This window comes from Flavobacterium cryophilum (assembly GCF_048286555.1).
GTDB lineage: Bacteria > Bacteroidota > Bacteroidia > Flavobacteriales > Flavobacteriaceae > Flavobacterium.
Genome location: NZ_JBLVPZ010000001.1, coordinates 424,453 through 437,059 on the forward strand (window position 1 = coordinate 424,453; position 12,607 = coordinate 437,059).

Genomic DNA, 12,607 nt, shown 5'->3' on the forward strand with positions numbered 1-12,607 from the left:
TACATTTGTATCAATAACTTAATGTCATGACTAAATCTTTAGAAGAAGTAAACCAATCCGTTTCCACACTAAACAAGAAATCAGTATTCCGAAAAATCCTTGCTTTTTTTGGTCCGGCTTATTTAATCAGTGTTGGATATATGGATCCGGGAAACTGGGCGACGGACATTGCGGGCGGTAGTCAGTTTGGATATGCCTTGCTTTGGGTTTTATTGATGAGTAACATTATGGCGTTATTGTTGCAAAGTTTAAGTGCCCGACTGGGGATTGTTACCCAACGTGATTTGGCGCAAGCCTCGCGAGAAACCTATTCGCCGTTTATCAATTATATATTGTATTTCCTTGCCGAGATTGCCATTGCAGCCTGTGATCTTGCCGAGGTGTTAGGAATGGCGATCGGTATTAATTTACTCTTTGATATTCCGTTGATTGAAGGTGTTTTGATTACAGTTTTAGATACCTTTTTGTTATTGTTCTTAATCAATAAAGGTATCCGTAAAATGGAAGCTTTTATCATTGTATTGGTTGCTATTATTGGATTTTCCTTTATTTTTGAAATGATATTTGCCCAGCCAGAACTGGAAAAGGTGTTGTTTGGGTTAATTCCTTCGATGCCCAGTGAAGCGGCACTTTATATCGCTATTGGAATTATTGGCGCTACAGTGATGCCGCACAACTTATACTTGCATTCCTCTTTGGTGCAAACCAGAAAATTCGAGAGAACTACCGCGGGGATTAAACAGGCTTTAAAATACAACTTTATCGATTCTACGATTGCACTAAACTTAGCTTTTTTAGTGAATGCCGCCATTTTAATATTGGCTGCAGCCACTTTTTATAAAAACGGAATGTTTGAAGTGGCCGAAATTCAGGATGCTCACCGTTTTTTGGAACCACTTTTAGGAAGTAAATTGGCGCCTGTATTATTTGCAATAGCCTTGATAGCTGCTGGGCAAAGTTCCACAATTACAGGAACGCTGGCTGGTCAAATTGTAATGGAGGGCTATCTTAATTTACGCATTCAGCCGTGGGTTCGAAGAATTATTACACGATTAATTGCCATTATTCCTGCAGTTATTGTAATTACTATATATGGCGAAAGTGTCACCGGAAAACTATTGATTTTGAGTCAGGTTATTCTGAGTTTACAACTGGGTTTTGCCATTATTCCGTTAATTCATTTTGTAAGTGATAAATCAAAAATGAAAGGATTTCATATTGGAAAAATCACCCAAATCGCTTCTTGGATTATTGCTACAATTATAGTTTCATTAAACGCTAAATTAGTTTTTGATGAAATTACAGGATGGCTGGCAACATCCAAAAATCCACTTTTGTTGTGGTTAACAGTAGTTCCTTTAGCCATAAGTTTCTTGATTTTGTTACTTTATATTGTGTTTAAACCTTTTATTACCAAGGCTAAAATAGATATTCAAAATCATTCGCCGCATAATTTAAAATTGAAACTTTCTAAATCCGAAAATTACACTAAAAAGAACATCGCGGTCTCCGTAGATTTTTCCGCTGCAGATGAAGTGGCATTAAATAACGCTTTTGAGTTAGGCGGAATAGGAGCAACATACACATTGATTCACGTGGTAGAAACCGTTGGCGCTATGATTTATGGCGAAAACATTGATGATCACGAAACTTTAATTGACGAAAAATTATTAGAGCAATACAAAGTAATGCTCACCGAAAAAGGATATAAAGTAGCAACACAGTTAGGCTTTGGAAAACCTAATAAAGTGATTCCGGAAATTATCAACAAAGGAGAATTTGACATTTTGGTTATGGGAACTCACGGTCACACCGGATTTAAAGATCTAATCTTTGGAACCACGGTGAATAAATTGCGCCACAAAATTGCTATTCCGTTACTTATCGTAAAAAATTAAATTCTTGTGTTAAATTTGTTTCAGTATCAGAAGCATTAACTTCGTAAGCTGGTTTCGCTCGTGGTCTGTTATCAGTTAAATGTGTTATTTTTAAAGAGAAAAAAACAACGGATTTATACTGCTGGGCTTGGTCATCTGAAATCAAAAATATTAATCCTCAATCTAAAATTCAATGACATTTTCAGAAGAAAATTATCTTAAAACCATATACCACCTTACCATTATTTCAAATTCAGAAATAAGCACCAATGCCATTGCCGAAAAAATGGAAACCAAAGCTTCGTCAGTGACGGATATGCTCAAGAAATTAGCCGAAAAAGACTTGGTCAATTATAAAAAATACCAAGGTGTTTCCTTGACAGAACAGGGGAAAAAAGCAGCAAAAATGATCGTAAGAAAGCATCGCCTTTGGGAAGTTTTTTTAGTAGATAAACTAGATTTTTCTTGGGATGAGGTTCATGATATTGCGGAACAATTAGAACATATTAAATCTGAAAAACTAATCAACAAACTAGATGATTTTTTGGGAAATCCCACTGAAGATCCGCATGGAGACCCAATTCCTGATGCAAATGGACAAATCGTTAAAATAGAAAAACAATTGCTTTCCGAACTGCGCGAAAATCAGGCAGGAATTTGTGTTGGCGTTAAAGATACCTCGTCAGAATTTTTGAAATATTTGGATAAACAGGGAATTGCATTGGGTTCTAGAATTGAAATCGTAGGAAGAGAAAGTTTTGATTTGTCTTTGAAAATAAAAGTGGTCAACAAGGATTTGACAATTTCCAATAAAATTGCCAGTAACCTTTTTGTAACATTAACGTAGCTCTTTTGGCGTACTCTTTTGATAAATTATTTTAAAATAAAGAACATGAAAAATTCTCTGTTGTTGTTACTTTTGATTTTTGGCACGATAACTTTTGCCCAAAACAGGAAAACCGAAAAAGTTAAATACCTAAAGATAAGCCAGAAAAAATGTCTTAAAAAAAAGGGATTCAATTTAGTTCTGAAAGAAATTGTTTCTGATTCTCGTTGCCCGAAAGGCGTGACGTGTATCTGGGCCGGAGAAGCTTCGGTTGTAATTTCGGTTTATAAAGATTCAAAATTAGTTGAGATCCATCCGATGGTTTTTTCGATGAAAAATGAAGAAGAAAATAAACAATGGTTTTCTAAATATTTGCCTGAAAAGCAGAGAAATATAAAAAACCTGAATGTTGTACCTTATCCGAAAGAAGGTGTTATAATTAAATCGGAAAGCTATTTTGTAAAAATTGGGTATGTAAAATAATAGTGCAATCTCTTGCTTAAAATCCAAATGAGCAAAATACTGTGTAAACCTCTGTACGTTGTCAATTTAATAACGAAAACTGTGTCGTTTTAAGCCGGGCGGTGTAGAAGTTAAGTAGTGCTCGCTTAATTCTGTTTTAATAGCGAAATAAAGAGATGCAACGTTATTACTGACTTTAATGGTTTTTTTATAATTTTTTGACAACAGTGACCCTTAGTCTCGTTGTTGATGATGGCTTTTTAGGTTTGTTTAAGTAAATTTAGATTTAAAACAGAAAAACGGTTATTTTAACCGCACCCGCAGTCAGTGCCGCTACCGCAGTTTTTACCCGAATTTTTCTTTTTAAAAAAGAATTTTTTAAGCAAAAAAGCAAGGGCAATTCCCAAAGCAATAAAAGCAATTATTTCTTGAATATCCATATTATAAAATTAACAAAAGCAATTCGAATGGTTTGCTTTTTACAGTTAAACTAATGTCAAATTTTTTAGAACTGTGCCATTATTCCAAAGTTAAAACTAAAAGGCATTCCAGGTCTTAATCCTGCAGGCACGCGTGATACCGCATATTCTCTGTCCAGTGCATTAATGATATTAGACATCAGACTCAAGTTTTGAGTCAAACGGTATTTTGCGGATAAATCAACTATAAAATTACTGTTTACTTTATTTTGAGCCGCAAAAGTTCCAGTTCCTGCCAATGTTCTAAAAGCATCAACATATTTCCCACTGATCGCCAGATTAAATTTTTCTGTTTCGAAAGCTGCCACTATAGCGAATTGATTTTTTGCAATATATGGAATCTCATCGCCGCTTTGTACCTCTCCCCAGACTGGACTATTAAAATCACTTTTTAAGTTAGTATCTGTTAAAGTATAGGAAAAGCTAATAGGAAGTTTATATCCTTTCTCGTTATTGTTAAGTACTTCATATGTCGCTAAAAATTCAATTCCTTTCACGATAGCTTCCCCCGCATTAAATAAATCGCCAGTTCCGCTTCCTCCGCCTGACATATTATCCGCACCTTGTAAATTTGAAAAATCATTATAATATCCGATCAATTCTCCGGAAAATGCGTTTTTGCGAAAGCGAAATCCAAGTTCAGAATTGATACTGTTTTCAGCATCTTCTCCAACTTTAGCTCCCGGAGGTGAAAAACCTTTGTGGACGCTCGTAAACACATTGTAATCTTCATTGATGGTGTATAGAATTCCCATTCCTGGAATCCATACATCAGAACGATTATTGGCTCCTACAATATTAGTTCCCGCTCTTGAAATATCCTTACTGCCGTAATTTATGGATTCTAAATTGATATTTTCATATCGAATTCCAGGTGAGAAAGTAAATTTGTCGTAGGTTATCGTATATAAAATATGAGCAGCAATTGCTTCAGCTTTTGTAATTCTATTTGCATCTGTTCCTGGTGTTCCGTTTGAGGTTCTATTCATTACGCCATTTTGCATGGCATATCCGTCAACCCATTGAAAACGATCTTCGTAATCTTCGTGGTAGCGAAAGCCAAAATCAATATCGTGTTTAAGGGTTTTTGTTCCAAAATTATAATTAGCTACTGATTGGATTCCTTTTGCCTCGTAACTGCGGTTGTTAGCTTTTACGATCAAAGCATTATCTACCGTATTGCTTGCTCCGGTTAACGCTAAATATTCGGCATTATAAGTCGTTGGATCAATTAAAATCGAATTAATTCCCACTTTTGTTGTGCCTAATTGTAAGGCATCGAGTTTGTACCAATTCCGAGCAAAATTATTTTGGTATGCCTTTGTTGTAATATTAAATTTCTGGGATGGTTTTATGTAATGCGTGAACATTATTTGTTTGTGCTCAGTATCAATAAAATCTTCATTGGATCCGGCGTATCTTCTAAACGGATTATTATTGTAATCGTTATCGGTTAAACCCAAATAAGTTTCATTTGCCAAGTCTTCGCTGTACTGAACTTTTGCAGTCAGGGATTGGAAAACTCTAGCATCTGCATCGGTATTAATTCTAAATTTGGCAACATAATCTTTTCCTTCGAAACCAGTATTTTTAGAACTATTGTCAATTTTTTTAAATCCATCCGAATCGCGGTTGTTGTATTCTAAAACGTACCCGAAGTTCTTTCTTTCATCGCCAATATTTACATAGGTTTTTTTTGTATTGAAACTTCCAATACTCGCAACAACTTTAGCAGAAAAACGATTCGGAATTTGAGTAGAAACCATATTGATAGCCCCACCAGTGGTGTAAGGTCCGTATTGAATCTGGCTGCCACCTTTTAAGATCTCAAAAGATTGCATTCTATTTACAGTTGGAAAATAATAAGCGGCGGGTGCTGAATAAGGAGCGGGAGCAATTAAAACACCATCTTCCATGAGCGTAATTTTACTACTGCGGTCCGGACTGGTACCTCGCATTCCAATGTTTGGCCTAAGGCCAAAACCTTCTTCTTCCTGAATAGTAAGCCCTGGAACGGTTCTTAATATCCTGGAGACATCATCATAATTGAATGTTTTTAGTTCTTTTGGAGTGATAAAATAAGTAGCGCCTGCTTTGTTTTTGGCTTTGAATTTACTTCCAACAATTGCATCTGTTGTAATTATAACTTCTTTCAGATTTTCAATACTGTCATTTTGAGTTTTTGACAGTTCTTTTTGTTGTGAAAACAGAACTGACGTCGTCAATAATAAAGTCGCAATTATACTATTTCTCATTGTACTTGGATTTATTCTACGTTGCAAAAGTAACTCTAAATCTTATTTAGACAAAATAAAAATAGTATAAATTTAAAATTTAACGTTTGCGGACGATATTACGAATTCTTTATTGGTTGTTGATTACTTATCGAGAAACAATAGATGTTGTAACACCACTTTAAGCTTTAAAAAGAGGCAGGATTCGCTCCAAATAATTTAAGCGCAATACTATAAAAGATTTGTTTTCGTCTAAAGTGTTTTATTTCAGAATTTGATAGGCAATTAAAGCCACCAGATAAGCAAATCCAGACATGAAGATCAATTGTCCAGCCGGCCATTTCCATGAATTGGTTTCTTTTTTTGTCACCGCAAGCGTACTGGCACATTGCATGGCAAATGCGTAAAACAACAGCAACGATATTCCTGAGGCAAAGTTGAAAACCTTTTCTCCGGTCACCGGATTGATCTCGGCTGCCATTTTGTTTTTAATTGTCACTTCATTATCACTTCCACCTACGCTGTAAATTGTAGCCAATGTCCCTACAAATACCTCTCTTGCAGCAAAGGAACTAATAACGGCAATTCCTATTTTCCAGTCGTATCCTAAAGGTGAGATCGCGGGTTCAATGGCTTTGCCCATTATACCAATATAAGAATTTTCCAATTTTTGTGAAGCTACTGCATTCTCAAATTCTGCTGCTGATAATGGATTTTGCTTGGTGTTATTTGTCACAATTGATTCTGCATCATTAAATTTTTCGCCCGGACCGTACGATGCTAAAAACCACAACACAATAGAAATCGCTAAAATGATTTTTCCGGCTCCAAAAATAAAAGCTTTAGTTTTCTCAATGACATTGATTGCCACATTCTTGAAAAGCGGTAATTTATAATTAGGCATTTCTACCACAAAGTATGTTTTTCCTTTTATTTTAAGAATTTTATTCAAAATATAAGCTGAAAAAATAGCCATTCCAAAACCCAAAAGGTACAATAACATCAAGGTCATTCCTTGCATGTTCATAAAACCAAAAAGGCGGGTATCCGGAATTACCAAACCGATGATAATGGCATACACAGGCAATCTGGCAGAACAGGTGGTAAATGGAGTTACAAGTATAGTAATTAATCTTTCTTTCCAGTTTTCAATATTTCGGGTAGCCATAATCGCAGGAATAGCGCAGGCGGTACCGGAAATAAGCGGCACCACACTTTTGCCCGATAAACCAAATTTTCTCATTATTTTATCCATTAGGAAAACAACTCGGCTCATGTACCCGCTTTCTTCCAGAATCGAAATAAACAAAAACAGGAACGCAATTTGCGGTATAAATATTAAAATTCCGCCAATCCCGGGAATGATGCCCTGTGAAATTAAATCGGTTAAAACTCCTGCCGGCAGTTCTTGGGCAGCAAATGTGCTCAATGAAGCAAAAGAAGCATCTATAAAGTCCATTGGAATTTTAGACCATTCGAAAATAGATTGGAAAATAACGAACAAAATCAGAAAGAATATAACATATCCCCAGACTTTATGAGTCAAAACGCGATCCAGTTTGCTTCGGAAATCTTTAGCAATAGAGGCGTCAATTTTTAATCCTTCTTTCAAAACAGTATTGATGAACTGATAGCGTCTTATCGTTTCTTTTTGCTGCAAACGCTTTAAATCTGAATGTGATTTAGTAAACGAACTTCGAATTTCATTACGATCTAAATTAAGGAAGTTTACATCTTGCGTGATCACCAACCATAATTTATACAACAGTTGAGTGGGAAATGTTTTGCGAAGCGTATCAAAATATTCAGGATCAATGCTTGAGGCGTTTAAACACGGTTCGCTGGAAATGGTTTTGTAACTGACAACCAATTTTTTTAAAGCATCAATTCCAAAACCTTTTCTAGAACTGATCAGTGCAATTTTTGTTTTTAAATGCTCTTCAAGAAAAGGAATGTCTAATGTAATTCCTTTAAATTTCATCCTATCCGCCATGTTGATGACTAATATTGTGGGAATTTCAAGGTCTTTTATTTGGGTAAAAAGGAGTAAGTTTCTTTTTAAATTTTCAACATCAGTAACTACTAGCGCTACGTCAGGATATAATTTATCGTTTTTATTCAGTAACAGTTCTATAACAACATTTTCATCAATCGAACTTGCATTCAGGCTGTACGTTCCGGGCAAATCCAGAATATTAGCTTTAACATTGTTGGGTAATTTACAAAAACCAATCTTTTTTTCAACCGTAATTCCCGGGTAGTTCCCAACTTGTTGATTGAGTCCTGTCAACTGATTAAAGACGGAAGTTTTCCCCGTGTTAGGATTCCCAATTAAAGCAACATTGATATTTTGATTGGTCATTATAAGTTGTTTGTTAATATTTCAACTTCAATCTCACGGGCGGTTTCCACCCGAATAGCAACGTGTGAACCATTAATATTAAGATATAGAGGATCGCCGAAAGGAGCAATTTGAAGGAGTTCAACCATATTGCCCGGCAAACAACCCATTTCTAGTAATTTCAACGGAACAATGTCAATATCAAAATCTTTGATAATGGCTTTTTCACCTTTTTTTAGAGAATGTATCGTTGTTCGCAAGTCTTATTTAGATTGAATTAAGATTGCAAAAGTACATATTATATAACTAAAAAAAATGATAATTATCAATTTTGTACTTTTTTTAAATATTTTTAAGAAGGGGATTGTGGTTAGTTTTACTCGGTTTTCAATCAGATTATAAGCGACTTATGCAGCCTTCAAAGCGTATTATTGATTACTCAAAAAAGTAATATCTTCGATTAATCGTTTCATGTCCTCTTTGTTAGTACCGTCATAAAAACCACGAACTCTTTTTTTAGTATCGACCAAAACAAAATTCTCGGTATGAACCATATCATATAATTCACTTGGTTTTCCCAGTTTCACCGCCAAATAAGATTTTCTGGCCATCGCGTAGATTTCTTTTTTGTCTCCGGTCACTAAGTTCCATTTGTGATCATCAACATGATATTTTTTGGCGTAAGCCTTCAAAACGGGAACGCTGTCAGTTTCTGGGAAAACCGTATGCGATAATAATTTCACCTTTGGATTAGTAGCAAAAGCTGCTTGAATCTCTGATAGATTGGTGGACATTTTTGGACATATAGAGCCACAAGTGGTAAAAAAGAAATCAGCAACGTATATTTTTCCTTCGTAATCTCTTTGGGTAATGGTTTTTCCGTTTTGATTGGTAAACGAAAAATCAGCGATGGTATGGTATTTGCTTTTGTATTGGATGGTGCTATCTACTAATTCAGGATTTACATCCGCGGGATTATAAATAGGAAGTGTCTTTTTTGGCTTTAGGGCCGAATAAAATAAGGATAAAGTGATTGCCGAAAAAACAATGAAAACTCCTAAAATGAGTCGGTATTTTTTGAAAAATTGTAACATAATGCTATTTTGGTGCAAAAATACGAAAACGGGAATTGGTTTTAATTCAAATTAACACAATCTTATTCCTGATGCATGATTCGAAAAGAAACATGAAAATAATATCCTTCTCGATTAAACCTTTTGTATTTTCAGGAGTCTAATAAAAATGTATTGGTAAATAATGGATTTTAACTATAAATGAAAAATTTTATTAATAGCTTTGTTAATATAACTAAAAAACTAAAAAAAATGAAAAAAATTAGCAATAAGCAATTGCTTTTTGTGATTCCTGCAATTATGGGTTTTGCGGTGGGTCAGGCACAGAATGCTCCGGTAACTAAAGAACCGGGAATCAATGTTAATTACATGGACAAGGACGTAAAGCCAAGCAATGATTTCTTTCGTTATGTAAACGGAACCTGGTTAGATAATACCGAAATTCCAAGTGACAGAACGCGTTGGGGTAGTTTTGATGAGTTGCGTCAAAAAACGGATGCTGATGCTTTGGCGATTTTAAAAGAAGCGACAACAAATCCTAGTTACAAATCGAATACTGATCAAGGCAAGGCGGTTAATTTATACAAATCTATATTAGATACTGTAGGAAGAAACAAGTTAGGTATAGCGCCACTGAAACCTTATTTGAAGAAAATAGCTGCGGTTAAAAACACCAAAGATTTACAAGCATTATTGATCGAGATGGAACCTATTGGCGGCATTGGCTTTATAGGCGCCGGCGTAGGAACTGATGCAAAGAACAGCAGTAGAAACGTCATTAACTTAGGTCCTGGAGGCGTTGGATTACCAGACAGAGATTATTATGTTTCTGAGGATGCCGATTCCAAAGAGAAACGTGCTAAATATGTTTTACACGTGGCAAAAATGCTGCAATACCTTGGTGATAAACCGGCAATTGCTACAAAGAATGCCGAAAAAATTCTGGCACTCGAAATTGCCATGTCTAAACCAAGATTAGACCGAGTAGAACGCAGAGACCGTCGCAAGTCCTATAATCCAATGACATTGGCTGATTTGAGCAAATTAACGCCATCGATCAACTGGAATACTTATTTTACAAAAATTGGGTTGGCAAAAGTAGATACCGTTATCGTATCACAACCTAAATACATGACGGCGCTAGAAGCTATTTTTAAAGAGAATAAAGTTGAAGACTGGAAAGCCTACATGCGTTGGAGTTTGTTAAATAGCGCTTCAAGCCAATTGTCAACTGAAATCGAAAATGCAAACTGGGAGTTTTACGGACGTACGTTGACGGGTGCAGTAAAACAAAGACCACGTGACGAAAGAGCACTTCAAACTATCAACGGAACGGTTGGAGAAGCTTTAGGGAAATTATATGTTGAGAAAAAGTTTCCGGCTGAAGCCAAGGCCAAAGCGGAGAAAATGATTAAAAATATATTTATTGCTTTCGAAAACAGAATCAATAATTTGTCTTGGATGTCCGCAGAAACAAAAGTAAGTGCGATTGCTAAACTGCATAAATCAAGAATTAAAATTGGTTATCCTGATAAATGGAAAGATTATTCAGCCTTGACTATCAAAAGTCCAGAAGAAGGCGGGACTTATTTTGAAAACGTTAAAAATATGTCGCAATGGCGTTTCAATGAAAATATTGCTGAATTAAAGAAACCAGTTGATAAAGAAAAATGGGGAATGTCTCCGCAAACGGTAAATGCGTATTTCAATCCTTCTAATAACGAGATTGTATTCCCGGCAGCGATTTTACAACCACCTTTTTACAATTACCAAGCGGATGAAGCGGTAAATTATGGTGGAATCGGAGGCGTAATCGGTCACGAAATTTCACATGGTTTTGATGATTCAGGATCACGTTACAACGCTGATGGAAACTTAGTAGACTGGTGGACAGCAGAAGATTTAAAACAATTCTCAGCTTTAACAGGAGCGCTTGCCGCTCAATACAGCGCTTTACAACCTATTCCGGGAACTTTTGTAGATGGTAAATTTACTTTAGGTGAAAATATTGGAGATTTAGGAGGCGTAAATGCCGCTTATGATGGTTTACAATTGTATTTGAAAGAAAACGGAAATCCGGGATTGATCGACGGATATACTCCGGAACAACGTTTCTTCATTTCGTGGTCTACAATCTGGCGTTCAAAAATGCGTGATGAAGCTTTGAAAAACCAAGTAAAAACTGATCCGCATTCTCCAGGAATGTACCGTGCTTATGTTCCATTGCAAAATATAGATACGTTCTATAAAGCGTTCGATATTCAAGCAAATGACGGCATGTATATTGCACCTGAAAAGCGTGTAAGAATCTGGTAATTGGTTTTTAAGAACAACAAGAAATCCCATTCGTTGAATTGAATGGGATTTCTTATTTTAGAGCGTTTTGACACTGGTTTTTCTGGCTTTTCGTAACGAATAATTGACCATATATAATCCAAACAACGTAACCCCACCTCCGATTGCAATAGGTGCATTAAGCGCTTCACTAAAAATCATAGCTCCTAATAGTACGGCAACAATTGGGTTGATATACGAATACACGCTACTAATTTCGGCAGGAAGATTTTGAAGTGCATAGATAAAAGCAATGAAGGTAAGAATCGATCCAAAAATGACCAAATAACCAATAGACCACCACGATAACGCGGGAATAGCGTTTAAACTAACGGAAGTTCCGGTTGCGCCTGTATAGGCAAAAAGCAAGATACTGGACAAGAACATTTGTATCCCTAAACTAAAATAGGGATTAAAAGTTGCTGCTTTTTTCTTCGTGTACAACGTTCCAAAGGCCCAAGTTAAAGTAGAAATTATGGAAATTATAATTCCAAATCTAAAATTTGGAATTAGGAAATCGTGCAAGTGGTCGTAAAAAATAACACAAACGCCACTAAAACTAACGATCAAGCCTACAACTGATATTCTGGACAAATGTTCTCCTCTAAAAAAAGTAATTATAACAATCCACAAAGGAACAATTGCTCCAATGATTGCCCCAAGTCCGCTGCTTATGTACTTTACACCCCAAGTACTCAGAGCATTGCTCAACATAAAATTCAAAATACTGAGAATAATGATTGTTTTCCATTGCTTTCCTTTTGGCCAAGGCGCTTTTTTAAACAGGAAGAAAGAAATATAAAGAAATCCTCCAAGAAATTGTCTAATGGCTACCAACTGTAATGCGGGCATGTGTTTTACACCTTCTTTTGAAGCAATCCAAGTAGTTCCCCAAAAAAAACTAACCCAGCATAAAGCTAACATCGGCAATCCTATGGCATTAATTTTAGACGAAACAGCATTCTTAATTTTAGTTCTCAC

At 35.8% G+C, this 12,607-nt stretch carries 10 protein-coding genes; 4 read left to right on the top strand and 6 right to left on the bottom strand.

Annotated elements, in window-relative coordinates; translation table 11 throughout:
* Positions 1-26: 26 nt before the first annotated feature.
* The 3 genes from ACNQGJ_RS01985 (at position 27) to ACNQGJ_RS01995 (ending at position 3,186) form a co-directional block, all read left to right on the top strand.
* A complete protein-coding gene (locus tag ACNQGJ_RS01985; RefSeq protein ID WP_417970590.1) occupies positions 27-1,898 on the top strand; it encodes an Nramp family divalent metal transporter in 1,872 nt (623 codons plus the stop codon).
* Between the two features lie 172 nt (positions 1,899-2,070).
* The gene (locus tag ACNQGJ_RS01990; RefSeq protein ID WP_417970588.1) at positions 2,071-2,724 is read left to right on the top strand and encodes a metal-dependent transcriptional regulator; all 654 of its coding nucleotides are present in this window, start codon (positions 2,071-2,073) and stop codon (positions 2,722-2,724) included.
* A gap of 45 nt (positions 2,725-2,769) precedes the next feature.
* Complete coding sequence (locus ACNQGJ_RS01995; protein WP_417970586.1) at positions 2,770-3,186, top strand: hypothetical protein; 417 nt, start codon at positions 2,770-2,772, stop codon at positions 3,184-3,186.
* Between the two features lie 287 nt (positions 3,187-3,473).
* On the opposite strand, the gene ACNQGJ_RS02000 is transcribed toward ACNQGJ_RS01995, so the two are convergent.
* From ACNQGJ_RS02000 to ACNQGJ_RS02020, 5 genes are all read right to left on the bottom strand, one after another.
* A complete protein-coding gene (locus ACNQGJ_RS02000; RefSeq protein ID WP_417970585.1) occupies positions 3,474-3,605 on the bottom strand; it encodes a FeoB-associated Cys-rich membrane protein in 132 nt (43 codons plus the stop codon).
* A gap of 65 nt (positions 3,606-3,670) precedes the next feature.
* Positions 3,671-5,899: a TonB-dependent receptor family protein gene (locus tag ACNQGJ_RS02005; RefSeq protein WP_417970583.1), complete on the bottom strand. Its 2,229-nt coding sequence runs from the start codon at positions 5,897-5,899 to the stop codon at positions 3,671-3,673.
* Between the two features lie 241 nt (positions 5,900-6,140).
* Complete coding sequence (gene feoB, locus ACNQGJ_RS02010; RefSeq protein ID WP_417970581.1) at positions 6,141-8,240, bottom strand: ferrous iron transport protein B; 2,100 nt, start codon at positions 8,238-8,240, stop codon at positions 6,141-6,143.
* Entirely contained in the window at positions 8,240-8,479 is a 240-nt protein-coding gene (locus ACNQGJ_RS02015; protein ID WP_417970579.1) for a FeoA family protein, read from the bottom strand. The genes feoB and ACNQGJ_RS02015 overlap by 1 nt, the downstream gene beginning before the upstream one ends.
* Before the next feature lie 168 nt (positions 8,480-8,647).
* Positions 8,648-9,313: an SCO family protein gene (locus ACNQGJ_RS02020; protein WP_417970577.1), complete on the bottom strand. Its 666-nt coding sequence runs from the start codon at positions 9,311-9,313 to the stop codon at positions 8,648-8,650.
* A gap of 231 nt (positions 9,314-9,544) precedes the next feature.
* Between ACNQGJ_RS02020 and ACNQGJ_RS02025 the strand changes: the two genes are divergently transcribed.
* Positions 9,545-11,608 (top strand): M13 family metallopeptidase, encoded by a 2,064-nt coding sequence (locus ACNQGJ_RS02025; RefSeq protein ID WP_417970575.1) that lies wholly within the window; start codon positions 9,545-9,547, stop codon positions 11,606-11,608.
* Between the two features lie 57 nt (positions 11,609-11,665).
* Here the strand turns inward: ACNQGJ_RS02025 and ACNQGJ_RS02030 are convergent, their stop codons facing one another.
* Positions 11,666-12,607, bottom strand: a complete 942-nt coding sequence (locus ACNQGJ_RS02030; protein ID WP_417970573.1) for a DMT family transporter — start codon at positions 12,605-12,607, stop codon at positions 11,666-11,668.